This window comes from Peiella sedimenti, from assembly GCF_030504955.1.
Lineage (GTDB): Bacteria > Pseudomonadota > Alphaproteobacteria > Caulobacterales > Caulobacteraceae > Brevundimonas > Brevundimonas sedimenti.
Map to the genome: position 1 here is coordinate 84,470 of NZ_JAUKTR010000005.1, position 25,213 is coordinate 109,682.

24 protein-coding genes and 2 pseudogenes are annotated in these 25,213 nt (G+C 62.5%); 5 read left to right on the forward strand and 21 right to left on the reverse strand.

Annotated elements, in window-relative coordinates; genetic code table 11:
• Nucleotides 1-36: 36 nt before the first annotated feature.
• The 3 genes and pseudogenes from Q0812_RS11710 to Q0812_RS11720 form a co-directional block, all read right to left on the reverse strand.
• Nucleotides 37-1,362, reverse strand: coding sequence for a S41 family peptidase (locus tag Q0812_RS11710; RefSeq protein ID WP_302110524.1), 1,326 nt, complete (start codon nucleotides 1,360-1,362; stop codon nucleotides 37-39).
• 93 nt (nucleotides 1,363-1,455) lie between these two features.
• A complete protein-coding gene (locus Q0812_RS11715) occupies nucleotides 1,456-2,016 on the reverse strand; it encodes an HNH endonuclease (protein ID WP_302110525.1) in 561 nt (186 codons plus the stop codon).
• 143 nt (nucleotides 2,017-2,159) lie between these two features.
• Nucleotides 2,160-2,702: pseudogene (locus Q0812_RS11720) on the reverse strand (magnesium chelatase subunit ChlI family protein); the annotation flags it as partial.
• Between the two features lie 163 nt (nucleotides 2,703-2,865).
• Between Q0812_RS11720 and Q0812_RS13775 the strand changes: the two are divergent.
• Nucleotides 2,866-3,174, forward strand: a complete 309-nt coding sequence (locus Q0812_RS13775) for a helix-turn-helix domain-containing protein (RefSeq protein WP_425281572.1) — start codon at nucleotides 2,866-2,868, stop codon at nucleotides 3,172-3,174.
• Between the two features lie 138 nt (nucleotides 3,175-3,312).
• On the opposite strand, the gene Q0812_RS11725 is transcribed toward Q0812_RS13775, so the two are convergent.
• From Q0812_RS11725 to Q0812_RS11740, 4 genes and pseudogenes are all read right to left on the reverse strand, one after another.
• Entirely contained in the window at nucleotides 3,313-3,774 is a 462-nt protein-coding gene (locus Q0812_RS11725; protein ID WP_302110526.1) for a hypothetical protein, read from the reverse strand.
• Between the two features lie 58 nt (nucleotides 3,775-3,832).
• Nucleotides 3,833-4,189, reverse strand: a complete 357-nt coding sequence (locus tag Q0812_RS11730) for a hypothetical protein (protein ID WP_302110527.1) — start codon at nucleotides 4,187-4,189, stop codon at nucleotides 3,833-3,835.
• Between the two features lie 189 nt (nucleotides 4,190-4,378).
• Nucleotides 4,379-4,708 carry a hypothetical protein gene (locus Q0812_RS11735; RefSeq protein WP_302110528.1) on the reverse strand — a complete coding sequence of 110 codons (330 nt, stop codon included), beginning with the start codon at nucleotides 4,706-4,708 and terminating at the stop codon, nucleotides 4,379-4,381.
• A 139-nt stretch (nucleotides 4,709-4,847) separates the two neighbouring features.
• Nucleotides 4,848-5,033 (reverse strand): annotated as a pseudogene (locus Q0812_RS11740) (LuxR C-terminal-related transcriptional regulator); the annotation flags it as partial.
• Nucleotides 5,034-5,085: 52 nt separating this feature from the next.
• On the opposite strand from Q0812_RS11740, the gene Q0812_RS11745 reads away from it, so the two are divergent.
• On the forward strand, nucleotides 5,086-5,481 hold the full coding sequence (locus tag Q0812_RS11745; protein ID WP_302110529.1) for a helix-turn-helix domain-containing protein: 396 nt from the start codon (nucleotides 5,086-5,088) through the stop codon (nucleotides 5,479-5,481).
• Nucleotides 5,482-5,900: 419 nt separating this feature from the next.
• Here Q0812_RS11745 and Q0812_RS11750 read toward each other — a convergent pair whose 3' ends face one another.
• Complete coding sequence (locus Q0812_RS11750) at nucleotides 5,901-6,323, reverse strand: hypothetical protein (RefSeq protein WP_302110530.1); 423 nt, start codon at nucleotides 6,321-6,323, stop codon at nucleotides 5,901-5,903.
• Between the two features lie 516 nt (nucleotides 6,324-6,839).
• Entirely contained in the window at nucleotides 6,840-8,258 is a 1,419-nt protein-coding gene (locus Q0812_RS11755) for a phospholipase effector Tle1 domain-containing protein (RefSeq protein WP_302110531.1), read from the reverse strand.
• 111 nt (nucleotides 8,259-8,369) lie between these two features.
• Between Q0812_RS11755 and Q0812_RS11760 the strand changes: the two genes are divergently transcribed.
• A complete protein-coding gene (locus tag Q0812_RS11760) occupies nucleotides 8,370-9,155 on the forward strand; it encodes a DNA/RNA non-specific endonuclease (protein WP_302110532.1) in 786 nt (261 codons plus the stop codon).
• 79 nt (nucleotides 9,156-9,234) lie between these two features.
• Here Q0812_RS11760 and Q0812_RS11765 read toward each other — a convergent pair whose 3' ends face one another.
• From Q0812_RS11765 to Q0812_RS11785, 5 genes are all read right to left on the reverse strand, one after another.
• A complete protein-coding gene (locus Q0812_RS11765) occupies nucleotides 9,235-11,349 on the reverse strand; it encodes a peptidase domain-containing ABC transporter (RefSeq protein WP_302110533.1) in 2,115 nt (704 codons plus the stop codon).
• The gene (locus tag Q0812_RS11770; protein ID WP_302110534.1) at nucleotides 11,346-12,251 is read right to left on the reverse strand and encodes an HlyD family secretion protein; all 906 of its coding nucleotides are present in this window, start codon (nucleotides 12,249-12,251) and stop codon (nucleotides 11,346-11,348) included. The genes Q0812_RS11765 and Q0812_RS11770 overlap by 4 nt, the downstream gene beginning before the upstream one ends.
• 322 nt (nucleotides 12,252-12,573) lie before the next feature.
• Entirely contained in the window at nucleotides 12,574-12,969 is a 396-nt protein-coding gene (locus Q0812_RS11775) for a hypothetical protein (protein ID WP_302110535.1), read from the reverse strand.
• Nucleotides 12,966-13,910: an MvdC/MvdD family ATP grasp protein gene (locus Q0812_RS11780; protein WP_302110536.1), complete on the reverse strand. Its 945-nt coding sequence runs from the start codon at nucleotides 13,908-13,910 to the stop codon at nucleotides 12,966-12,968. Before Q0812_RS11780 ends, Q0812_RS11775 begins: the two co-directional genes overlap by 4 nt.
• Before the next feature lie 115 nt (nucleotides 13,911-14,025).
• Nucleotides 14,026-14,292 carry a hypothetical protein gene (locus tag Q0812_RS11785; protein ID WP_302110537.1) on the reverse strand — a complete coding sequence of 89 codons (267 nt, stop codon included), beginning with the start codon at nucleotides 14,290-14,292 and terminating at the stop codon, nucleotides 14,026-14,028.
• Nucleotides 14,293-14,533: 241 nt separating this feature from the next.
• Here Q0812_RS11785 and Q0812_RS11790 point away from each other — a divergent pair, with 241 nt between their 5' ends.
• Nucleotides 14,534-15,643 carry a hypothetical protein gene (locus Q0812_RS11790; RefSeq protein WP_302110538.1) on the forward strand — a complete coding sequence of 370 codons (1,110 nt, stop codon included), beginning with the start codon at nucleotides 14,534-14,536 and terminating at the stop codon, nucleotides 15,641-15,643.
• A gap of 277 nt (nucleotides 15,644-15,920) precedes the next feature.
• Here the strand turns inward: Q0812_RS11790 and Q0812_RS11795 are convergent, their stop codons facing one another.
• The 7 genes from Q0812_RS11795 to Q0812_RS11825 form a co-directional block, all read right to left on the reverse strand.
• Nucleotides 15,921-18,635 carry a type IV secretory system conjugative DNA transfer family protein gene (locus tag Q0812_RS11795; RefSeq protein WP_302110539.1) on the reverse strand — a complete coding sequence of 905 codons (2,715 nt, stop codon included), beginning with the start codon at nucleotides 18,633-18,635 and terminating at the stop codon, nucleotides 15,921-15,923.
• A gap of 3 nt (nucleotides 18,636-18,638) precedes the next feature.
• Nucleotides 18,639-19,019 (reverse strand): hypothetical protein, encoded by a 381-nt coding sequence (locus Q0812_RS11800; protein ID WP_302110540.1) that lies wholly within the window; start codon nucleotides 19,017-19,019, stop codon nucleotides 18,639-18,641.
• 770 nt (nucleotides 19,020-19,789) lie between these two features.
• Nucleotides 19,790-20,794: a hypothetical protein gene (locus Q0812_RS11805; protein ID WP_302110541.1), complete on the reverse strand. Its 1,005-nt coding sequence runs from the start codon at nucleotides 20,792-20,794 to the stop codon at nucleotides 19,790-19,792.
• A gap of 148 nt (nucleotides 20,795-20,942) precedes the next feature.
• A complete protein-coding gene (locus Q0812_RS11810; RefSeq protein WP_302110542.1) occupies nucleotides 20,943-21,578 on the reverse strand; it encodes a cyclase family protein in 636 nt (211 codons plus the stop codon).
• Between the two features lie 12 nt (nucleotides 21,579-21,590).
• Nucleotides 21,591-22,355 (reverse strand): HalD/BesD family halogenase, encoded by a 765-nt coding sequence (locus Q0812_RS11815; protein ID WP_302110543.1) that lies wholly within the window; start codon nucleotides 22,353-22,355, stop codon nucleotides 21,591-21,593.
• Between the two features lie 179 nt (nucleotides 22,356-22,534).
• The gene (locus tag Q0812_RS11820) at nucleotides 22,535-23,719 is read right to left on the reverse strand and encodes a type IV secretory system conjugative DNA transfer family protein (protein ID WP_302110544.1); all 1,185 of its coding nucleotides are present in this window, start codon (nucleotides 23,717-23,719) and stop codon (nucleotides 22,535-22,537) included.
• 89 nt (nucleotides 23,720-23,808) lie between these two features.
• A complete protein-coding gene (locus Q0812_RS11825; RefSeq protein ID WP_302110545.1) occupies nucleotides 23,809-24,696 on the reverse strand; it encodes an ArdC family protein in 888 nt (295 codons plus the stop codon).
• A gap of 207 nt (nucleotides 24,697-24,903) precedes the next feature.
• Between Q0812_RS11825 and Q0812_RS11830 the strand changes: the two genes are divergently transcribed.
• Nucleotides 24,904-25,101, forward strand: a complete 198-nt coding sequence (locus tag Q0812_RS11830; protein WP_302110546.1) for a hypothetical protein — start codon at nucleotides 24,904-24,906, stop codon at nucleotides 25,099-25,101.
• Nucleotides 25,102-25,213: the final 112 nt, after the last annotated feature.

Sequence of the window (25,213 nt, forward strand, 5' to 3'; positions counted from 1 at the left end):
GGGCCGGTCCTGCGACCGGCCCTTTTCTGTTGCGCCCTAGGGATTGGCGGCGCGCCAGGCGGCGATCGCCTCGAGCGCGGGATCGCGGCCTTCCAGCCAGGCCTCGATGGTCAGCGGCGCGGGGATGTCCGGCTGTAGGCTGCTCACGCGGATCGGATTGCGGCGGATGTTGCCGTGGCAATCTTCCTCCGGACAGCCGGTCATGTAGTTGTGCCGCTCCGTCGCCTGCAGCAACAGGCCGCCGGAATAGGGAAGTTCCATCACATCGCCCTCGGCCCAGAACTCCAGCCGGTCGCCCACGGGTTCACCGACAATGACGACGCGATCGCCGCCGGCCTCCTTCAGATAGCCCAGGCTGGCGATCGCGGCCGAAAAGGTCTGACCCGACGTCAGGGCGAAGATCCGGCCGCCCTCGGGGATCAGGGTCGGTAGAGTCTTCATGAAGTTCCGCGCCGTGTTCAGGTCCCCGCCCCCATTGAGACGCAGATCAATAATGACGTTTCGGGGCCGGACGTCGCGGATTTCAGCTTCTGCGGCCGCGAGCGCCTCGGCGATGGGCTGTCCCCGCCCGTCGCGGGTGGCGCGCATGGCGAAATAGAGTGCCTGGAACTCGGGCATCTCCTGAGTGAAAAACGTCTGATCCGGGCGGCTCAGATATGCGGGGACGGCGCCGTCACGGGGCGCATCAAGCAGGCGGGACCGGAACGGGTTCAAAGGCGGCGCGGCGATGAGATTCGGACTGCGCTCGACTTCACGTCCGCCCTCTGTCCGGAAGCGCAGGGTCGGCCGGTCAGCGTTTGAGATCAACCCGGCCTCGGCGAGGATGGCGGGGGTGCGGAGAAACACCGGGAGGAATTGATCCTTCCACGACTGCTCGCCCCCTTGGTAGCGGTTGTAGGCGGCGCGCAGGTCGGGAACGGGGCGGCCGTCCATGGCGATTAGTTCGGCGCCGGTCAGTTCATCATCTCCGGCGGAGTCGATGACGTAGATGCGCCCCTGGAACACATGCAAAGTGTAGGGCAGCAGAGCGTTGTCCCTCGCCAGCACGGTGGGGATCATGAGGGTGTGGCCGTTGTCGGCGAAAGCCGCGATCTCGGCAGCCGCCAGCCGCACCGCATTCGGGGCTATTCGGGTCGCCCGCGGCTCCAGTTCATCAAGCCGAGCGAGGGCCCGCGCTCGTTCTTCCGGCGTGTAGGCGGCGTCACCCTCAACGAAGGCGCGGATCGAGGCCAGATCTCCGGCGGCGCTGGGCGCCGCTTCAGCCGCCTCTACGGTTGGAGAAGCGCCGTGTTCCTGAGCGCTTGCCGGCAGAATCCCCGCCAGAGCCAGCGCCGCCAAGGACGCCCCTATCGACAGCCGCATGCTCCACCCTCCCAAGCGATAGCCGCGCCACGCTAGGTCGGTCTCGCCGCCCCGGTCGAGTTAAGCTTTGGTCACGCAAGGTCGGTGCCGGACTTACGCCTCCAGCTCGATGTCCCAGTAGAGGTAGTCCATCCAGCTCTGGTGCAGATAGTGCGGCGGAAACCGCCGCCCGGCCTCCTGGAGACGATGCATGCTTGGCCGCAGCGGCGCCTTCATGGGCTGCATGTGCGCCTCGCGTGGGGTGCGGCCGCCCTTCCTGAGGTTACAGGGCGCGCAGGCGGCGACGATGTTCTCCCAAGTGGTCCGCCCACCCCGGGATCGGGGGACGACGTGGTCGAAGGTCAGCTCACCCCTGGCTCCGCAATACTGACAGGCGAAGCCGTCGCGGAGGAAGACGTTGAATCGGGTGAAGGCGGGGCTGCGCGCCTGCTCCACATAGCTTTTCAGCGAGACCACGCTGGGCAGCTGGAAGCTCACCGAGGGCGAGCGCACGACCTTGTCGTAGCTCTGGATGACGTCCACGCGGTCCTGGAATACGGCCTTGACGGCCTCCTGCCAGGGCCAGACCGAGAGAGGGTAGTAGGACAGCGGCCGGAAATCGGCGTTCAGCACCAGGGCCGGCCAGCCCGATGGCGGGCGGGTCAGGACCTGCATGGATGTCTCCATGCCAGGCCGTTTTCATGCTGGAACGCCGCGAACCTGAAGACGCCGCCTCCTTCTCATGCAGCAGCGCGCGAACGCCGCTTCGGTTCACGATAGGCCTGATTCTGCGACGGGCAAACGACGCTTGTGCGTCGTCACACCACCGCGCGCAGGGGCGAGGGCGGCACGGCGGGCTCGGCCTCGGCGTCCGGGCCCACACGACGATAGATCAAGGCCTCGGCCACATGGCGGCGAAGGATCGGGCCCGCCCCTTCCAGATCGGCGATCGTGCGGGCCAGCCGCAGGGTGCGCGTCCAGCCCCGCGCGGTCAGGCCGCCCGCTTCCGCCGCGCGCAGCAGCAGATCCCGCGCAGGCGCCTCCGGCCCCGCCTCGCCCTCCAGCACCGAGGCCGGGATGCGGGCGTTGGTCCCGTCCTCGGGCTTCAGGCCGTGGGCGGCGGCCCGGCTGATCTGGACATCCCGCGCGCGCGCCACGCGAGCGGCCACCTCGGCCGAGGTCTCTCCATTCGCCGGCAGGGCCATGTCGGCGGGGGTCACCGGGGGCATGTCCACCTGCAGGTCGATGCGGTCGATCAGAGGTCCGGAGACGCGGTTCTGATAGTCCTTCTGGCAGCGGGGGGCCTTGCCGCAGGCGCCGCGCCCGGGACCGCCCAGCCCGCAGCGGCATGGTCGTGTTGCCATTTTGTTGGCCGCCTCAAAGAACAAACTTCGGGTCCGGAGAGCGGAATTTGTGCTCGGGGAAGGGGCGTCGCTTGGTCGCCACCTCCGGGCTCGGCGCCTGGCCTTAGGGCATCGAGTGGTGGATGCTGCTGCCGTTGTAGGCAGCGATGCGAAGTCGTGGATGTTTTGGGAGCGCGATGAGCGCGAGCCGTTCATCCACTTCTATCCCGCACTCATCGCCTATCTCGGCTATGAGCCATGGTCGGAGCCCAACTCGTTGGGTGAGCGACTACGTCTGGAGCGCAGGCGTCGGGGTGTAAGGATTGATCAGGCCGCGAGACTAGTCGGCGTGGACGAAGGAACATGGCGGCGATGGGAACGTGGCGAGTGGAGGGTGGCGCGGGGCTCGGTTCCAGACCTGTCGGCGTTCCTTAGGTGCCGCATCGCAACCGCGTACCCTTCTGCAATACGTTCTTTAGCCCGCCGTTGAGCATTCGAACATCCACCCGACGCGCTTAGATACGTTCGCACTGCCCGTTCGCCCTTCGAGCTTGTGTACTGACGACCAGGGAGATGTCGCCGTAGACGCTGCGCCGCCACCGCAGCGGCTGGCGGGGGGGGGGCGACCTCACGCGCTGCGTGGGTTCAGATGATCGAGCCGCCGGCCTTCGAAGACCCCGACAGCGAGCGCAGCGAGCACCAGATAGCCGATCAGATTAAGCACAATGATGTAGGCCAACGCCAACACGCCAGCGTCCAGGATAAACGCGACATGTGCGAGGAGGGAGAGCAAGTGCAGGCCCGCCGCCGCCGTGGGCCAGAACCGGTTGGTGCGCAGCGCAAGCCAGATCATGACCGCAAGGAGCGCGAGGTCGACGCCCATCAGGCCGATCTGTGGCGAGACCCAGTCCGTAGTGTCCTGCATGATCGGGGCAGCAATGTATGCGAGAAAGATGGCCGTTGCCCCCCAGCGCTCGGGTGAACGTCCGAACACCCAAGCCAAGCCGCAAACAATGAGCACGACTATGGCCGCCACAAGCTGATGCAAGCTGTCGACCAAACCCAAGGTAGCGTGGAGAAAGTCCGTCATGGCGGCGGCCTCCTTCAGACCACCGCCACTGTGCCGGACTCGATTCTGGTGGCAAGCCTTAGGCGGCCTTGCCGCCCTCGACTGCCTGGAATCCGGTCTTGGCCGGTATTCCATCCTCAGGTTTCTCCAAGCCCGGTCCGCTGGCGAAGCGACCAAGACCAATGCGGCGATGCGCAGCGGCCAATTCTTCGTGGGTCACCACGATGGAGCGGCGAGCCTCAGAAAGGGAGTTGATCGCGCCGGCGGCGCCGTCGAAGGCAGGTTGCCCGACGCACGCGGCCAGACGGGCCCGAAGGCGGGCGCGGGGCAGAAGACTGGCCAATTCAGCAGTCTTGCTCAGCGCCTGGTCGATGGCCAGTTCGGCTTCAAACAGCTTTTCCGCCACATCGGCGGCGATCTCATGGCGTTCAGACATAAGGGCTCCTTGCGCACCGAAGCCTCGGCGCGTCTTGATGACTGTGGTTCTTGATGGAGGCTCGGCCTCAGGCCGCCGAGAGGCTCTGTATTGCGTGGAGGAGGGCCAGGATGCCGGCTAATCCGGCTCCGAGGGCGACGGCGGTCACGGCTGCCACCAAGAGCATCAGCCCCACGCGCTGGTAAAGGTTCAGGTCATTGGGTCCGAGTCCTCCTCTTGCGAGGGGTTGAACCCATCGTCGGCCAGGATGGCGGCGATCAGGAGAATTTCCTGTAGCACCATTTCCGAGGGCTTGGCCCAGGCCTGCTTTCGCGTCCCCGAGACCAGATCGCTCGCCATCCGCTGCTTGACCGGCGTCGTAGCTAGGCTGGAGAGTTGTCGCTCCAGCTGTTCCCAGGTGAAGCTCAGCGGCGGAAACGCCGACGCCGAGATCACCGGCCACCGGTCCTCGAACCTGCCGACGTCCCGCCGCAGCCGAGCCGCCGCCTGGATCGTGCTTCGCTTCACCTGCTCCGACATTTCCGGCCGGTCCCTCCCCATGTGACGTCGGGGAGAGTGAGCCTGATGAACGAGCTGCGGACATACCGGATGGGGCGTATCCCGGTTTATCCGGTAGGCCGCCACCCTCCTGGACGGCGAGCAAGGCGCGTACGGCTTGGCGGCGGGTCGAGACGCCGAGCTTGCGGCAGGCATTGGAAATGTGCTTGTCGACGGTCTCGCTGGAGATAGACAGGAGCCGCGCGATCTCTTTGGATTGCTGGTGTTGCGCCACGAGTCGAAGCGCCTCACGCTCACGCGCCGTGAGGCTGTCCAGACCGTCGTGACGCCCCCGCGTCCCCCCCATCTCGCAAGCTCACCTAACGGAACTTTTTTGATGTATATCCGAGACAAGGCTGATGTCGGAAGCCCCTGACCCGCTCGACGCGGCCGTGGGGGTTCGCATTCGCATGCGGCGCACGACCATGGGCCTCACGCAAACTCAGCTCGGGCGAGCGCTCGATCTGTCGATGCAGCAGATCCAGAAATACGAGCGTGGCGCGACGCGCGTGTCCGGGCGCACTCTGCTTAGGATCGCGAAGGAGCTGGACTGCACAGTCGCCTGGCTGGTGGGAGAAGAAGAGACGCAGGACACGCCCTTGATGGCTCAGCTTATGCTGCCGGGCGCCGACCGCTTGCTCGAGGCCTATGCCGCGCTCCCCAACTCGGAGCTTCGTACGGCGGTCGTTAAACTCGTCCGGAGCATGGCCCAGCCGAAGAACTGGATCTCAGACGGGTCCGACCACGACGACTGAAATCTAGCTGTCTGACAGCGAACCCCGTGTCCCCTTGTCATGCTCCAGGGGGCCGAAGCGCTGCGTCCCGGGATGAAAAAAGAGGCGGCAGCTGCCGCCTCTGAAAGGACTAATGACCGGAAGACCGGCTACCGCGCCGCCACTTGGCCGTTCTTGATCCGGCGGCCAGCCTCAACAACAGCGCCTGGCTCGACCACGGCGTCGACCTCAACGATAGCTGTTTCATGCACGCGCGCCGAGGCCGCCACCCAACCGCCGATCGTACCGTCCGGATTTTGTCGGCGTAGTGCCTTTTCGCGCCGCCCACTGGGATCAACGAATGTGAAAGTTGCAGTTGAAGACACGGGACCCTCCATGCTCGCCCGATTCAGTCTACCGCAAACTGTAGTGCTTCGCATGCAGTGGATAACTATATCTGGTTATAGCATGGTTAAGAGCCGCAAGCCGATCTCGCGGAAGTCAGTCGCGAACATGAAGACCACGGCCCCGGCCATCACAAGCGGCACCCAGATGTCGAAAAGGGCGATAGCCGATTTGACGGCAGCCTGAAGCCGAGCATTTCCTTCGAGGTTCGCCCCAAGCTCATCTGGCAGCGACTGCGCCTGGGAGCCGGCCCCGGTCACTTGCGCGACCTGATGGTCCAGTTGGGAGGCAAGCCGGTCCTCCCATACGCGCAGCACGAAGTAGGCAGTGACGACAAGGGAAGCGGCGGCCGTCAACACGGCCGCATGCTCCGCGCCCGCTAGAGCCCACCAGCCGGTTAGATTGGGCGTGTCTGCGGCGCGCTCCAGCGTCTTGAGGAGGATCGCCGCGCCCGAAAGGGCGGCGGCCCGCTGGCCCAAGGCCCGCGTCACCGCGGGAAACGGCCCATATTATGACCGCCGCGAATGCGGTAGGCGGTCGTCTTGACCTTCCGCCGCCCCTTCCGGTGCTTATAGATGCTGACCAGAAGCGTGGCGTGAGGCGACCCCAGCGGAACTAGTTGGCGATGTACGACCTTCGATCCTTCCGCCAATAGGGCCAAGTCGGGCTCTGGAAAGATCCCCGTGGCCCGCGCCTGATCGCGTAGGACGTCGTACTCCGGCGTCGGATGGCACACCGTCACGACGCCTGTGTCGCGAACGGTCAAAATGGCGACACAGTCGTCCTTAGCGAATGGCATGGTCCCCTCCGTCGCCTGACAGATATCAGCGCAGGAGTCCGAAGACAACTAACATGATATCCGCCGATTCGTCATGACTACCTCCGGTATTCCCGGTGAACGCCCCGCGGCCCGCCGATCCTCGGAGCGTGTCCGCTGACACGCGGATACCAAGTCCGACTTTATCCGCTCGTACAACAAGGCCGGAGGCCAGTGACTACGCCTCAGGCAGATTGACGATCTGCCCAGCGTAGTAGCGATCGGAGTCGAGAATGGTCGTACGGTTCAAGGCCAGTATCTCATCAGCACGGGCCCTATTGCCGAGCTGGTTCTCCGCGATCTCGGCGAGCGTAGAGCCCGCAGGGACGACGTATCGGCGAAGGGGGTTTCCTTGACCATCGACTGCGGGAGGGAGTTCCGCCGGCTCGTATCCGCCGCGCGCCACGAACTCCCATGGAAGATACGACGCCGCAGCTCTATCCATCTGCGCCCGAATATCTTCCAACGGCTTCGGTCGCCAAAGCGGGCGGTCAGATCCCTCTGGCGCAGCCCAGCGGACGATGGCTGCGGTGGAGACCTCATGCATTGCCGTGGGCCCACGACGATCATGCTTGGGCAGATTGCGCATCACAACCGAGGCAATATCCCACTTCTTCTCAGCCGTGTTGACCGTTGGGGCAAGCACGTCCGGTCGGATACCCCAGATCTTCGAGTACGAAGAGGCGTCGAGCGCGAGACCCTGTTTCTTTGCCCCCTCCCACACCCACTCCAGGGCCTCGTCCGACAAGCCACGGATCTCACCTCCGCCACCGACCGAACCATGGTCTCCAGGGAACCACTGCTGCTGGTACGGCCGATCAGAGTCATTGATTGAGGCGCCGCGTTTCTCGTTGAGTTCGTCGACGTTATCCCAAAGTGTCACGTCAAACTTCTTCCGGCGCTCGTCGATGGCCACTGCGTGCCGGGCCGCCTCCACAGAAGGATGTAGCCGATGGTCGTGGAACTCGGCCGCGTCGTACTCCCCATCGCCGTCGTCGTCCCCGAGCATGGGGTCGCCAAGGGTCTTCACCGTGTCCCAGACGCCAATGTACTTGATCCCCACGATTGGGAGCTTGTCGGCTCCAGCCGCCCCGCCGTTCTTGAGGCGCCAAGCGCGGTCCTGCTCGCTGGCGCAGACGTCAGGCGCGAACTGGGCGCGGAAGCGGTTGATTTCGTCCAGCTCCTCGATGGCGTCCTTTTTCTCACGGCGCTCGTACAGAGATGCGGCCACGTGAATTTTGTCGGCATAGCAGCTGTTGACGATGCCCACGTGCTGAATGAGGCCAGCGAACGAGCGGGCGGTGTAGGCGCCGCGTGAGAAGCCGAAGATGAAGATCTCATCCCCGGGTTCGTAGTTGAAGACGAGCGCTTTGTACCCCTCCACGACACGCTCGTAGAGACCCTTGCCGGTCGCGCCGCCCACCATCTTGTCGCGCCAGGTCCCGGTGCCGACCCCCTCATCGTAATACACGATCTGAGCCACGCCGCCCTTCGCCGTGTTCTTCACGCCAGCCGCCGTGATGGCCACATTCGTCGGGTGGGGTCGATCGAGCGTGTTGCCCGTGCCGTCAAAGCAGAAAACCAGACGCTTCATCATGCTCTCCGTTCTTGCCCCGCTTGAGTAGCGGGACGTCCCGTCAAGGGCGGGCGCATCCCCTCACTGAATCGCTCGACTCACCCCATACTACTTTATAGGAGGCTCACAGGTATGCGCACCACCATTATGATGCTGGGTCTGACCTGGCTTCTCACCGCCGGAGCCGCGGCCGCCGACGACGCTGAGATCCACACCTTCCATTGCCTTCATGGCTGCCCGATGGGAACGCCAGCGACGAACGACCTCGTCGTTCGGGAAATCTACACGCTGTCCTCGAACGATCGGACGAAGTTCGCCGACTGGGTCGCCTACCGAGTTACCGCAAGCACTGTCGGCGCATCTGAAAGCCGACGCTGGCGAGCCGATCCATGGCTGGCCGATGATGAGACTTTGGAGCCGAACGACTATGACGATGCGCCCCGCGCGCTCTCGATAGATCGCGGCCACCAGGCGCCCCTCGCCGCACTGTCTGGCACCCCGTACGCGGAGGACACAAACCTTCTTTCAAACATCACCCCCCAGCGGGCCGCACTGAACCAAGCCTCCTGGCAACACCTTGAGGCGCAGGAGCGGAACCTCGCGACCCGAGCGACGGATCCTGAGGTGCTCTATGTGCTCACAGGGCCGCTGTACGAGCGCGTGCTCCAGCCGCTCCCGATGCCGAGGGGGGCCGAGCGGCACCGGGTGCCGTCCGGCTATTGGAAAGTCATCGCGACCGAAGACGGCCGAATGTCGGCCTTCATCTTCCCACAGGAGACCCTGCGGAGCGCCAACTACTGCGACATGCGCGTTTCGCTCGAAGAAGTGGAGCTTCGCACCAATCTGACCATTTTTCCAAGGCTCGCTGAGCGCACCTTCGCCTCGCTCGATCTAGCTCTAGGCTGTCCACCCCTTTGATTTGAGACCCCGGGCGTCGAAATCTTGCCAGGGGCTATGTTTAGCCGCCGACATGAGCTGTCCGAGAGCACGCCATTGGCTAAGCTATATTTTGGGCGATGCGAGAACTCGGTAGCTGCACTTCGCAAACGTCGCCTCCGCGGACCTCAAAGACCCTTTTTGCGCGCCTCACCAATGCTGGTCGATGAGACACCACGATCCGGGTGATATTGAGACCGGCGACGATGTCAGCAATCCGATCCTCGTTGGATGCATCCAGATTTGCAGTTCCTTCGTCGAACACGAGGAGGGCAGGATCATTGTAGAACGCCCTGGCGAGGAGAATCCGCTGCTTTTGCCCGCTCGACAAAGCCGCGCCGAGTTCACCGATCAATGACTGATAGTTCATGGGCATCGCCATGATTTCGTCGTGCACCTGAGCCGTCTGCGCAGCGCGGTGCAGGCGCTCTCGATTCACGTCGGGACTAAAGAAATTGATGTTATCGGCGATAGAGCCTGCGGCTAGATGATCTTCTTGGGTTACGAGACCAATCGAGCGCCGCCACGCCCGCCAAAGCTCAGGCGATGCGACCGCACCGTCCAGCTCCACGTGTCCAGAACTGGGCGTGTACAACCCCAAGATCAGCTTGAGTAGTGTCGACTTGCCTGAACCCGACGGCCCGGTGATCGCTACATAATCGCCGGATGGTATATGCAGATTGACGCCCTTGAGCACCGGGCGGTCGGTGGCGCCGTACCGAAAGCTCACATCGACGAGCCGGATATCGCCCCCGATCGGCTCTGTTAGAGCTGCGACTTCAGTCGCCTCGGCCGGGGTGGAGACAATCTCCGACAGCCGCTCGAGCAGGACCTTCACCATCTGCAGCTGGCCGTACGTGGTGAGCAGGCGAAGCAGCTTCTCCGAGGCTAGGCCCCTATAGACGAATGCGGCCAAAAGCATGCCAAGCGTAAGTTCGTCATTGATTACGAGGTAAGCGCCAGCCGCCATGAGGAGGACCGTCGACGCCGACGATATCCCCGCGCCTGCCTGGGACTGAAGAGTGCGGAACCTGGCCAGCGAAAACGCCGAAGCCAGGGCTTGCGCCAGTTGGTTACGCCACAAGGTCTCCCGTTCGGCCTCTCGCGCATTCAGTTTAATCGGGAGAATGCTCCGAAGCGTCTCAAAAAGTATGCTTTGCTCGTGACTCCGGTCGGAGATGCTGGCGTCCACTAACGCATTGATCCGGCCCTGAAGGGCCCACGTCACGCCGCCTGCGACAGCCGTCGAGACGAGGGTTATAAGACCCAGCCAGACGGAATAATGAAAAAGGATCGCGAGGGCCAACAGCGCCACCACAGTGTCGATGAGCGCAGCCACCGCGCCGCTCAGGATGATCTCATTGATCTGAGAAACGCCTTGGAAGCGAGACGCGATGTCTCCCATGCGCCGGCCCTCGAAGAAGGTGATGGGCAGCCGGACCAAGTGTCTGAAAACATTGCCTGCCGCTTCATAGGAGAGGTGGCTCGCGTAGTACTGTATGATCCAGGCGCGGACGAACTCGATCATGAGCTGAAGGCCCGCCAGCAGCAAAAAGACCCCCGCGATCAGCGGTAGCAGCGAGACGATCCCAGGCTCGACCGCCTGATCGATGATGAACTGCATTTGTAGGGGAAGGACAAAGCTCACGCAGCCCAGCGCGGCGGAGAAAGCCAGAACTTGGAAGAGAGCCGCGCGAAGCGGTCCGGCGTCCTTCCATAGGGTTGAAAGCCGAACCCGGGGCGTCGGCGCGCACAGTGTGACGGACGAGGTCGGCTCAAGTTCAAGCACGACGCCGGTGAAGTGTGCAGAAAGCTCGGTCCTTCTGATGCGACGCCGACCCACTGCAGGGTCCAGAATTTCTACGTGATGGCGATCGATGTGGCTGAGGACCACAAAGTGATTGAAATCCCAATGCAGAATCGCCGGCAGTCGGACGACCGACAACTCGTCGATCTCGGCGCGATAAGCCCGAGGCGCCAGGCCGCTTGCCGATGCGACCTCCATGAGACCCTTCAGATTGACGCCCGCGAGCGAAGTCTGAAATCGTTGGCGAAGCGCACTCAGGGTCGAGCGCCCATCGTGGTGGGCCAGCACCATGGCCAAGCACGCTAAGCCGCACTCAGACCCCTCGGTGGCGCGAAAGAACGGGACCTTTGACCGGCGCTTCGTACTCATTGCTCATTGCGATCCCAGAGTCGCTGAAAAAGGGACCGGGCATCTTTGACGATGGACAGCCTAACGGGCGCCCCGGCCGGCCAAGCGCGGGTACCAGGGGGAAATCTCACCCGGACGAGGTATCGGATCGAATCCGCCGCCCCCTCGCCGGCAGTGGTGCTCGGCATTGGTGTTTCAGATACGCTGGCGACGACGCCCTCGATCCGACCATCACCCACGCCGGTGGAAACTAGGCGGGCCACCACCCGCTGCCCGACCTTCACGCGACTCAGAGCGTCTGCGGCGATAGGCACCTCCGCCTCGATCGGTGCGCCAGCCGATATCTGTAAGAGGGGGCGAGCCGGCTGAACGGCCTCACCCGCTCTGGCGGTGATGGCGCCAACAATGCCCGCGGCGGGAGCTCGAACTACAAGGCGGCTTTGGCTCTCGAGCGCCGCCGTAGCGAGCCGAGAGTTGCTCGCCGCGACATCGCTCAGAGCCGTGATTCTGGCCCGCCGGCCCGGGATCGCCGCGGCCGCCGCTCTGAGTTCAGCGAGTTGGCGAAGGAGGCCGGCTTTTCGCTCATCTAGAGCGGCTGCATTCCGCTGCTCGCTTAGATATTGATTGCGACGCATGTCGAGCGCGGCTTGAGACAGCATTCCCCGGGTGACGAGTTCGCTAGACCGCTCGTACTGCTGCTGCGCTATTTCCACCTGCTCGATCTGCAGCAGGGCTTGGCGATCCAGGCTTTGCAGTTGGGCCTGGAGCGCTTGAATCTGATTAGACAAGCCAGCAGCTTCGCTGTTCAGTTGGGCCAATTCGGCATCGCTAGCCCGCACTTGAGACTCTGCAGCGCTGCGCACATGCACCGAGGCTGCGTGGTTGGACTCCTCGGCCCCGAGTCGGACCGTGACCAGCGCCATGCCTGGTTCAACCGAGTCGCCCTCTCGTACGTGAACCGCCGCCACGACTCCGGGCTGCGGGGTCTCGACGTTTAGCAATCCCTGGGTCGGCACGACGCGGCCACTGGCCGTAACGAGTTCGGGTATGGGCAGCCACAGAAAAATGGACCCAACCGCCGCTGTTAGGGCGCCGCACAGAGCCAGAAGAATCCTGACTGGGGGCCGGGGAAGGTTCAGGGGCCGACCGTGAAGGCGCCGCTGATTAAACTCAAGGGCCTCCGTCCGGAACAAGCCGTAGGATACGACCCCCTGAGATGCGTCAGCGCCGCGTTCGACATCCATCTCAAAAGTTACCCAGTGGGCACTTGGAGCTCCTCAACCGCGCCTTGGCGTTCATGACGCAGTTGCAGACTTTGCACTGGAGCAGCGGCGCCGTCCCAGGCGCGACAGTGCTAGCGCCCCTGCCTATCAGGAAACGGATCTCGGGGCAGTCCAGGCAGATTGAAAGGCGACGTTCATACTCGGATTGACTAACCGGTAGAATGCCTTGAATGAGACGACGTGCCAGTTCCAGTCTTCCCTGCGGGGTAGTCTGGGCAGCGCCGTCGGGCTCATCGACAAGCGTCTCGGCCAGCTCTTCTGCGAATCCTTCTGCAATTTGCTCTTGCCCTTCGGTCGATGGCATATCCCGAAGGCGCTGATGCAGCCGCTCCACCAATGTGCGGTCGATCAGCGTCATGCGGCCACGCCCTTCTCACGGGCGGCGCCCTGCGTCTTCTCAGCCCGGCGCACAAGCTCGTCGGCTGCATGCTCAGATAGCGGCAGACCCAACTCTTCCTCCAGGCCTGCCCACTGACCGTCCGGATTGCACTCAAAGAAGATGTGCTCGCCCCGAGGGGTGACCGCCAAGTCGAAGACGCCGCTATCAAGACCGAAGTGGTCCAGGAACGCCGCCAGTCTCAGCCGAAGATCCTCTGAGATCTCTGTAGGCTCGTAGAGCGTGGGATCCGCTGCCAGCAGCCGCCAATCGAGCTGCGTAGCACGGTGCGCCTGGGAGTTTATCCGCACCGAGACGTCTCGCGCCCCGAACACGTGCACTCGCAGTTCGTGAGCTTTTGGAATCTCGTTCTGGTAAATGCCCGGAACAGCCCGGACCGCCGCTTCGTTTTCCGTGATCTGAGACGTCTCAAAAAGCGCGACGGGCGGCGGCCCTCGATCATCGTACCTTTGGGCGGAGACCGGTTTGTAGAGAACCGTATTGGGGAACCGCTCCGCTAGGGCTCGCGGCTCGTTGCCGATGACGGTCTCGGGAATATTGAACCCAAGCCGCAACGCGACTTTCAACTGGCACGCCTTTAAGTGCGCGCCCGATTGAGATCCGGCATATCCGGATATGTAGATATGCGGTGCCTCCTCGCTGATCATTCGAAAGAGCGCATGGAGGCAATCGCGCCACTCGGCGCGCCAGAATTGATGCCGTGCTACATCAGAATGGCGGCTGCGCAGTTCGGGGCCGAAGGGGGGCTTTAGACGAAGCCATACGAGACCGACCTCGGCCCGCTGAAGCTCCTCCATGAATGGCCAGGTGACACCCTCCGCCCCCAAGCCGATGGCGAATGTGTCGTTGTAGTGGTCGAAAACGGTGACGGTGAAACTCCGCGCGATCAATCGATCTCGCATCAGCCGTATGTGTGCGTCTGTCTCCTGGCCGAATAGAACCGCACACCGAGTGACCATGCACTTTCGCTCATCTTCAAAACAGGACGAGGGCGGGCATCGCCCGCCCTCGTACGCATTAGCAGTCGAAGCAGGGGCTCGCGTCACAGACCAAGTCGTCACAATCAAGCTGGTCGTTGTCGGACTGATGCACGCCCATCCGCGTCCAACGGCAGTTGGCGGTCCAAGCGCCGTCGCACGTGTCGGCGCCGAACACTACGTTCAGATCGGCTTCAGACAGGCGCTGCAGCTTGTTTGCGAAAGCCATTTCGGGGACGCTGGATCTCGTTTCCATGATAACCACCTCCAGTATGCCAAGATCGGCGGCATTGATGATATGCACCACCTTAGGTAAATATCAACGGCCTTCATTGGAGCTCAAAATGATGCCTGTGGGCCGCCGGGATCTGGTATTTGGATCGCTTGCTCTTTCACTCCTCTGGCCGTGGGGGTCAGCGAGAGCGGCGGCTCCGGGTGACGCATGGAATGACCCGCTCGCTCGATACCTCCCAGCCCTCGCCGAAGTGCGGGCCGCCGCCGAGGTGGAGATTGCAGGGGGCGTTCAGACCGGCCCCAGACGAGCGCAGTTGGCGCAGATGTATGCGATGGTTGGCGACGAGGCGGCCGCATTGACGATCTCGGCGCAGATCGAGACGGCGTCCCTGGAACGGCGTCGCGCGAGCGGGTCCACCTTGGCCGCGGAGGCAGCACCTGACCTGACCCAGACCCGGTCGGCTCCAGCTGCCGAGTACATCCTGCGACAGGCGGAAGGTCGTCGGTTGGTCATCCTGAACGAGGCCCATCACCTTTCACGCTGCCGCGCGTTCGCCGAGGAGCTCCTGAGCGGTCTCGCTTCGCTTGGCTTCACTTGGTTCGCAGCCGAGACCTTCCAAGAGTCTGCAAACGCCTGGTCGCCTGGACAAGCCGTCAGGCCCGATATGGGGTTCTACGTCCGGGATCCAGTCTATGCCGAACTTGTGCGCAAGGCAGGCCGGCTCGGCTTCAGCCTCGCTGCATACGAGATGCGCCAGGATCAAGTTCTCACAACCGATAGCCCGAGCTCTCTAGAGCTCCTCAATCACCGGGAAGCCATGCAGGCGTCCAACTTGGTAGCTCACGTGTTCGAGCGTGATCCTGGGGCGAAGGTGTTCTGCCTCTGTGGCTACGGCCACGCTGTCGATAATCCCCGCAATCCCGAGCTCGCACGCATGTTCGCGGCGCGGCTACGCGAACTGACAGGCATCGATCCTCTCACCATTTCCCAGACAGGCGGGCAGCCAGCACGGACGCCTATGGATGACTCGCCCGCCGTGCATGCGGTCCTAGAGCGTTTCGAGCCCGTGGACCCCATCGTCGTGCTGGACGCGCTAGGCGGAACGGTCCGAGGCGGCCGTAGTGACAACGGAATGGATCTGGCGGTCTTCCATCCTCGATACGAGGATGTTTATGGACGACCGGGTTGGTTGGCCAAGGCCTCCGGACGCGTTCCCGTGAGGATCGCGCTGCCGCCTGATCCCTCCGGATCCGAACGGCTCCTCCAAGCTCTGCATGCCTCTGAAGGGTCGCCCACTGTGCCTGCCGATCAATGCCCCGTCGCCGGCATGTCCGCAGCAACTCTATTCCTGCGACCCGGCCGCTATCGCCTCCGCGTCGAAACAGAGGGCGGTATAATCTGGCTAGAAGACATAGGCGTGTGACGGTTCCCCCGGCGCTGAAGGAGGGGCGAGCTGCCTGCCTCGAGCGTGCCCACGCAAAACCGCCAACGGGGGCGCCGAGGTTGCGAGGCCTTGACCAGTCTTGCAGCTGCAAAGACCAAAGGGGGCCGCCGTGGTCACCACGATGCACGCCTAAAATGGAGGGCGGCGTCCTAAATCTCTTAGCAGACCCGGCGTAAATATCCGCTAGGGGGAAGTCGCTGCTCAATCGTTCGGCCTGCCACGCGCCCACCGGGCTGCGGCTCCGCCGCCGCCTCCCTTAGGTCGGTTTGGGCAGCGACCCTGAGGATCGCGCTATCACCCGCGCCACGGCAGAGCGCCTGTCGCGCGCCTCGGCGGCGCTTACGCTCGTCTGCGAGACCTTCACGCGATAGCCCCGCACGACGCTGGCTTCGCGCGGGGGAGCCGTCAAGGCGTCGAGGGCCGTCGCGAAACCATCGGGCGTCAGGAAGCTGATCTTCTCAAGATCCGCCTGCGGCAAAGCTTCCCGGGCGCGCGCTTCCAGCCTCCGCAGGCGCTTCTCGTCGGGAGCCAGGGCCCACACCTGCGTAAAGCCCGCGGCGAGGCACTTGGCCAGGTTCTTAAGTTCGTGCTCCGGCGTCGAGGTGACGGAGATCTCGCAGGCGATGGAAAGATCGTCGCGATAGAGCGCCACGTCGACCTGTCCGGGACCCGCCGCCGCCTCAATCACGGCCTTGTAGCCCCGCTCCTCGGCGAGCCCCTTCAGCAAATGCTGGACATAGCGATGCTGCGATCCGCCCTTTCCCGGCTCGTGAGGCGGGGCCAGCGATCCTGATGGAGGCGGCTGCCTCAGCGTCGGTGCGGCCAGCGCCGATCCGGCCGTCGGGGAAGAGGCAGGCGTCGTCACGCCGTCGGCAACCGGACCGGCTTCGGCGGCCGATAGGGATTCGGGCCAATCTGCGACGGCGTTCGGCCCGAGACCCTCGCCGGGCGCCGGCAGGGCCGGTAAGAAGCCCGGTATGTCGCTCAGCGCGCCGCAATAGCGGACTCGGTTGAACTCCAGGTTCAGTGCAAAGGCTTCCTCGGTCAGCAGCGGCTGCCGTTCCAGGAACCCGAGGGGAACCGAGACGCGGATCGCATGGGGCGTACTGTGCTTCAGCCAGACGGCGAACTCCGTCTGGTCTCGCCGCCGCTTCATGCCCTCTATGAAGTCTGAAGTGGTGTGCAGTTCGTCGGCCAGGGCGCGCGCATCCTTGGCTGAGACGCCGCCGACGCACTTCAGGCTGGTGTTGGCGAGAATCGCCGAGCGCAGGCGTGGCGACAGTTGATCGAGCGCCTGGTGGGCGAGGGTGAGCCCCACGCGGTACTTGCGCGCCTGGTTGAGGATAGTCTCGATGGAGTCGTCGAAATACTCCTGCGCCTCGTCCACATAGACAAAGGTCGGGGTGCGCGCCTCGGGCGCGATGGTCGATCGCTCAAGCGCCGCCTGGGCGATCATGGCGATGAAGAAGCGCCCAAAGAGCGCGCTGCCGTCCGCCTTGAGAAGGTCCTTGGCCGTCGAAACGAGGATGATCTTGCCCTCGTTCATGGCCGCGAAGAGGTCGAGCTTGTTGGCCGCCTGAGCGAACATGCGCTCGAACGCCGGCGTCGAGAGGACGCCCCAGAGCCGCTTCAGGATCTGTTTCTTGGTGGCCGCGAAGGAGGGGTGGAAGAATTCCGCCTCAAAGAAGTGGCGGGCGGACCCCTCCAGACGCGCCATGTGCGGCTTAAAGGGACGACCATCCTCCATGAGCTGCATCAGGGTGTGGATGGTGGCTCCGGGGATCGTCACCAGGAGGCGCGCCAGATAGCGGAAGATAACGCCCTGCTTCTGCGTGAGCTCCGCGCCGAGCATGGCCCCAAAGAAGGTTTCATAAAGCTCTATGACGCCGTTGAGCACGCGCTCACGATCCACGGGGCGGTAGTCCCGAAGCCGGTCCAGATGCGCATCAAAGAGATTGAGCGCCGCCGGGAACTCGATGTCGGCCGGATCGATTACTACCAGCCGATCCGCCAGGCTGCCCGGCTCCCACCGATCAAACAGTGCCAGCCGTTGCAGCTTGTTGATCAGGTCGCCCTGGCTGTCGATGACCACAACGGATCGCCTGTCCTCCCGCGCCGCCTCCAGATCGGCGTGGATCATCCGCTGCATCAGCTGGGTCTTGCCGTGTCCGGTGCCGCCGACGATGTGGCAGTGCTCGAACCGCGCCTCGTCGGGGATGCGGAAGGGCGCCGGCGTCTCCAGGAGCTCCAAGAGCGGGGTGCCGCCGAGGTAAAGGCGCGCGAGTTCGGCCGCGCTCTTGCCCTTCTGGTTCTGCGGCGAAATGAGGCGGCTAGCGCGCTCATGGGTGTTGTCATCGGGCCGGAAGCCCGAGGCCACGAGCATGTTCGTTCCCAACTGCTCCCGCAGGCGCAGGAACAGATCATAGCGCATCGTCTCGTCGTGGAACGGGAAGACAAGGATACGGTGTATGGTCTCTGCCGGGTCCTCCAGAAGATCAATCAGAGGAACGCCGAGCGCGCCGTCCATGTCGCCCTGGTCGCCAAAGCAGGCCTCGGGAAGGGCCTCGAACAGAACTCCGTACAGCTCCATGAACCGCTCGCCAACGATGCCACTCATCTGGTCGAAATGCTGGGCCCAGCGGCGCCGGCGCTCCGTCAGCTTCCGGAAGTTGGCCGCGACGGCCACGTCGCCTTCGATGATCGGCCAGACAGCTTCGGCCGGTTCAATGTCCTCGGCGTGGAGAAGCTTTTCGGTCGCGTCGGCGACGGCGATCAAGACCGACAGCGACGGCGCGCGGTCGGCCTGACGGAGCCCTGCTCGGACGTAGCCGATGGCGAGGTCCTCAAGGCCGCCCGCCAGCGGCGAAGCCCGCCAAAGCGCCTCCGTCTCCTCCCAAGCGCGCCGCGTCTCCTGAAGCTCCTTGAGCCGCTGGTCGCCGGCGAGCCAGTTGGTGAGATTGCCCCAGCTCACCCGCTAGAGCTCCACGACCTCCTCGCCGCCGAACTGCGCGGCTGCCGCGAGCACCTGGGCGAAGGTCCTGGCGGCCTCCTTGATCTGCTCTTCCACCGCCAGCATCTCGACGATGTCCTTGCACTCGATCTTCTTGCCGGCTGTGAGGTCCCTCACCGTCACGCTGATGGTCATCGCCTTATGGGCAAGGCGTGTCGCCATCCCCAACAAGCCGCTACCGCGGTCCACAAGTGTGTGGCTGGCGTAGAGCTCGGTGTCGGCCAGCTTATAGCGATCAATCGCCGCCTTCTCGTCGGCGCTGATGTCTGCTCGGACGTTAAGGACGAACACCGGCTTGGAGCCGATGATGGCGGCGCGCTGCTCGCGGCGAAGTAGCAGCTTCATGCGGCCCTCCGGTATCCATGTTATACGACCTACCGACGTTTGGTTCGTGTGTCCAATTTCGAGGTGGGAGGTGTGATGTGTCAGACGACCTGACCTTCGGTGGACTCCGGGCCTCTTCCGTTCCTCACGTCCTCGACGTTTACACCAGGATGTTTGATATTGACGGAATAGGACCGCTGAAGCTCTTGATGATCACCACAGACCTTCCAATGGAGCCCTCGCGGGGCGGCTATTCTGAGGCAAAGCTCACTCAGGTCCTTGAGGCAGCACAGGCCGCTCGAGGGACAGGATTATTCGACAGCGTGGCCGTGTGCTCAATCAAGGCTCCGCCTGACCATTGATCGCTGCATCCATGCCCAGGCTTGGTAGATCGTCCTCGCGGCACATGCGATGATCTTCCAAGCCCTGACCGCCATTCTGCGGGACGTGGAAATCACCATGGCCCCAAACAGAACAACAACTGTCGTAGCGCCAATCTGGCTGAGCTCCGGCAGCGCACAGAACCTAACCCAAATATCCCATGGAGAATCGGCAGCCTGGAAGGCATTCACCAGCGCTAACACAACCAAGCCGTCAATCGCTTTTCGCAGTATCGGCTCGCTTGGACCAGTCATATTACCAGCCTCCTTCTAAGTGCCCAACGTACACGTCAGGGTGACAGAAGTCTGGTGCTGAACAGTGCTAATGAGAAGACATATCCGACTACATTACACCTAAGCTAGCCTTGATAACCTCACTTTAGCCCCCGCAATGCATATAGATGAAGGTCACTAATCCATATCTAATCCATCTTGCTGGTCAAGGACCCGCAGGAGATTTGCCGTATGGTTCCTCACCATGTCAGCGGAGATGCTTGGGGAGCCCGTTGGCAGAGCCAAGTCGTCATGATACTGCGCCTGCGCCTGTGCCCACATGGTATCGATACGACTTAACTCCCTTTGAACCATCACGACGTCCCGGGGAGCGGGGCTAATAATGTAACTCGTCGGCTTTACATGAGGCGGCGTCTGCATGATCTGACATGAAACCATGCCCGCCAACGAAATGGGAATTTCTCGTGTCTTGCACAAAACTTCGCACTCATGGAGCCCTTCATCGTCAGCATAGGTTCTTTCGCCGCCGGGGGGGCGGTAGAAAATCATATTAAAGTTCTCAAAACCCAATAAGGCGACCGCATCTGTAACCCAAGCCCTCCTAGAGGCGCGGCTCTTTCTGTTCAGGAATCTTTTCAGCGTCGGGAAATTAACAACGACCTTATAGTTCTTTTCGCCTCGCTCGATCAATGTGCGAAAATATCTTTTGTAGGAATCAAACTCCTCACAAAACACATCAAGAGCGATGCCCGCAATACTCATACTGACTGCCCACGCCTCGATATCGTCTTCTCCCCACAATACGAAAGGCGGCTCATTTACAATCAACAGCTCGTACCCACAGTAGATCTTTTCAATCGCAAATATAACAGCTAGCGCTCTCTCGTTCTGAAAGCTGTAGAGTGGCAGTTGAAAGATCTCATCCTCATTTGTCGGTAGCTGCCGAATAAACATGCGTAACTCCTTTTGGTCCGCGGCCGGCCTCAGTTCATCCAGCAACTGTATTCGACCCGCGCGAACGGCCTCAGCGTAATGTGAAGCTGCGATTTCATCATTGCTATAGCCGCCAAGCAGATAGCCAAGCGGTACATCCAGCGCTTTTGCCACAAGTTCTAGCGGCGGATCGCGGTAGGTGGTCGGCCGCCTTTTCGGAAGGACATAGCGAATTTTGTCATTTTCCATGTTCTTCAGGCTGGATAAGCTGACCCCTCGCCCATCGAGACCTGTGGCTTTGCACAGGGCCCTTTGTGTTAGCCCCAGTTCGTTGCGCCGGGACCCGATCCGCTCAGCGAGGCGGACTCGTGGAAGGGGACGGTCCAATTAAGCTCTCCTAAGGGCTTGGTTTGGCCACAACACGAACTGGAGCTCCATCCCACTGATACTTTGCGGGCAGAGCAACTATCTCGAAACTAGGATGGTCAACCAAGGAGGAGACATTAGCCAGGTTCTCGATGATGAGCACGCCATTACCGAGCAGCATCTTGTGAATCGGAAAGGGATGGCGATCCGGGGTGGGTGTATCAAGTGCGAGAATGGACACCTCCTTGCGGATCAGTTCTTCCGCGAAGGCCGGGGTGACCAGCGGGTGGTCAGCAAAATAGTCGGCTTTGCGGAACCGTTCGTGCCAACCTGTGAGCACGACAATGATGTCGCCCCGCTCAACGCGTGCTCCCTTCAAGAGGTCGACGGAGATCTCAGAGCTACCCCGCGCGTCGATGAGCCTCCCGCGGCCGAAGAACCTGCTCACCGGAATTGCAGACACCGGCTGACCGTCCGCTACCATATGAAGCGGCGCATCTATATGGGTGCCGACGTGCATGCCGCCGCGAAAGCAGAACTCGTTGTATTCATCCTCGGCAATTCGCGCGATCTGGGTGATCTCGGGACAGTCGTCACCTGGGTAGACAGGCATGCTGTGGTCGAACGAGTGCGTCAGGTCGATTAATGCCTTCATGGTCATCTCCATTGTACCTGATCCTCAGGCTGCCTCGGTGCCATTTCCGAGATCATAAAGAATGTCGGCTGTGTCGCCGTAGCGAGTCTCCGGCCCGAGCTGATAGGCCAGGTTCAGTATCGCCCGATAGGCGCCGCTCTTCACCGGCGTGACGCGGTGAAGGCAGCGATCTGCGCGAAGCATGTAAGCGTCACCGGCACAGTGGTGCTTCCTTCGAAGAAGGCCATCTGCTTGCGCAGCTTCAACGAAGGGTGTGACACCCCCAAAGCGGGCGAGCTCCCCTCTTTGGTCCTTTCTGACGCAGTCGCTCACAAACTCCAGCACCCCCCCTTGGGACGCGGCGGGAGCATCCACGACGATAACGAGAGCAAGTGCCGGATCATCGAAGTGCCAGCCGTGGGTCGCTCCCTCCTGATCGAAAATATTCATAACCATGAACTCATTAGGGTGAGAGCAAGGCTGAGCACGTTCTCCGGAAATGCCAGAAATCAGGTGGACGACATCAGGATGGTCATAAAGCCACATCAGGAGCTGAGAGCGCTCCCGAAGTAACTTCCCGCCGATTCCCTTCATGCGCCGAGGTGTCATTAGGCCCGGCATCACGAAGTTGCGAGCTGTGGCGTCTTGAGATAGGCCCGCCGCCTCATGGGTGAGTGCCGCGAGGGCCTCACTGGTGAGCAGCTGGGGTAGTCTCACGTATCCCCCGGTGGAGAATTGAAGCGCGAGCTGCTTCAATCGCTTCGGGTCGCGATAATCCGCGTTAGTGACTGCGAAATTCAGAGACGGCATTTGGGCCTCCTGCGCAAGCCGCACGACTTTGCACACCTCGCAGGGACAATTCACGGGTAATCTAAGGGACGGTGGACCCCCTCGCCGGACACGCACATGCCGTGCCCTTATTCGCCTGAACTCGCACCTCCCCAAATCTTGAACGCTGTCTCAAGATAGTACAACCGAATTGCACGAGCTTAGACGCCAACCAGCAATACAAGCGTCCTGGCGCTGAACGGCTTGCTGGGAGCCTGATCGATCATCAGCCTGAGATAGGCGTGGCGGTTCGGAAGCGACATCACGTCTTGGGCGCCGAAGGTCGGTTGGAACTCGGCACCGATAAACGGCGCGTCTTCGGCGCCCACACGGAAGGCGATTAGGGTCCCGGCGTTTCCAAGCACCGCATGCCGGATGTCCGGCTCCAGTTGATGCAGGTGCTGATGCGCTAGTGTGAGACCAACGCCGTATTTCCGGAGCTCCGCCATCATGTTCACGAATGCGAGCGTCGTGAAGCTCTGGAACTCGTCTACGTAGAGAAAAAATGGCCGCCGCTCTGGCTCCGGCATGTTAGCCCGACTGAAGGCGGCCATGGCGATCGTCGAGACGATAAAGCCACCGAGGATTTGTGAGGCGTCCTCGCCGAGCTCTCCGCGCGAGAGGTTCACGAGCAAGCCTCGCCCTTCGTCCATGAGCGGGCGAAAGCGAATGTCCGACGCCGGCGCAACGAAGATGCGATGGAGTGTGGGATCGGACAGAAGCGCTCCGAGCTTGTTCTGGATTGGCGCGATCGCCTCCGCGCGGAGCCGGGCAGGATAGTTCTCGAACTCGACCTTCCAGAACTCCCGCACCACATCGTTGCGGATGTCTCTGGCTACGCGGACCCGGAACTTCTTGTCGTTGTAGAGCCCCAGGATGTCGGTGAGGTCGACGTCGTCTCTTTCCAGAAGGGCATAGAGGCTGTTGCGCAGCACATGCTCCATGCGAACACCCCATGCGTTCGGCCATAGCTTTCGGAGGGTCTCCAGCAGCCCGGACGCAGCAAGCGGTATCCGATCATCTCGCACCCGCCGTAGGGGATTATATCCGTAGGGCTGTCGAGGGTCCGGACCATTCAGATAGGTGATTCGGTCGCGCTCGGCGTTGGAGGCGCTCTCCCATACCCGCGCGGCCAAGTCTCCGTGAGGATCCACAAGGGCGAAGCCGCGGCCCGCCTCGATGTCCTGCCGCACAAGGGACTCCAGCAGGCGCGACTTGCCGACGCCCGTCTTGCCAATGATGTGCACGTGGAGGAGCCGGTCAGCCTGGCGAATGCCGAACCTGGTGTAGGCGCGGCGGAACGTGGTTTCTCCGAGATAGGAGACCGCATTTGGGTCGGAGGACATCCGCTCATGTTCACGCCGGGCGGGCAATCAGGCACGGCGGCGTTCCGGCGCCAGACGGCCAAAAAAGGAGCCCCCGGAGGGGCTCTAGGTCAGTCGCTGAGCACGAGACTGTTCAGGTAAGTGATCGCCTGCCTGGCCTTCTGCGCAGCCGTGAAGATGGCTCGCTTGTCGGCCCGCAGGAGCTCAAGCCAGTGAGTGAGATACGCAGCGTGGTCCCGCCGAGGCTTGTTCGAGACGCCGTAATCAGCACAGAGGAACGCCGCGCCGAGTTCCGCAATCAACTCCTCAGCTGCATAGGTTTGGTCGCCGAACCGTTGGCCGAACTCTCGATTGAGGCGACCCGGAGCGCCGCTCCAGTGCACCAACTCATGAAAGAGTGTGGCGTAGAACGCTTCGGTCGCGGTGCTCGTCTCCGTGCCTATAAACCGCTCCCGCTCCGGCATGAGGATCAGATCCTCGAGGGGCCGAAAGCATGCAACCTCACCCCCGAGCCTGACATTTGCTTTGGTCGATGCGACGAAGGCCTCGGCTGCCTCGATAGTGGCCGCCTCGCCCATGCACACCGGCTCTGGCGCCACCCACCCTCGCACCTGGTCCGCATTGAAGACCCGGAAGGCTCGCGCCACTAGGCGGGGACGCTTCTCCTCTTCTTCGTCTTCGCTCTCGGCCTCAAGCGACCGATAGAAGACAACGGTTGCGCCATGCTGGCCTCGACCGACCTGCGCTCCGAGCCGCTGCCACTGGTCGTACGTCGCCCACCAATGGCTCGCGTAGCCGCAGACCATCGCCTCGGCCCAGAGGGCGATGACGTTGACCCCTTGGTACTGCGCCTTGCTCACGGCATTCGCCGGCCGTCCCAGCCGAGACTGGTGCCAGGGCATAACGAACGCCCCTGCTCCCGCCTCTATGGCCTCGACGATCTTGTCCGTAACGGCTCGATAGACGTCGAACCGCTCCTTGGAATGAACTTCTTCCACAATGAATCTCCCGCTTCTCGGGAGCACCGAAACTGTTCGATGCTCCAGAAAGCGGGCGAGCCCTATGGGTCCGGACAGATTGTCGCCGAGCGCCGTAGAGGGCGCACGACGGCGCTTCGGCAAGGAGGGTGACCAAGGCCTTCCGCGTCCTCAGGAGCGACGCAGCGCCGTCGTGCGCGCTCGACGCCGCCGCCGCACACTGTCCTCATGCTACTCGAAGGCGAACAGCTTCAGGACTTCATCCGATCATACGAAATCGCGTTCAACGAACGGCTCAGCGTGGCCGAAGCGAACGAGCTCTACCTGCGCCTTCTCAACCTGTATACCTCGATCAAGAGGGTGGCTGATGAGGGAGAAAGCAAAGTGGGCGCTCCTGGGGAGCTGGCTGACGACATCCAGATGTAGGCTATAGCCGGCGGGCGGACTAGGTAGCGCTTCCGCTTCTTCTGACTGGTTGCGGACCTTCAGGACGAAATCACACACGCGAGGAAGCGCGAACGGGTTCAGCAATCGAGCG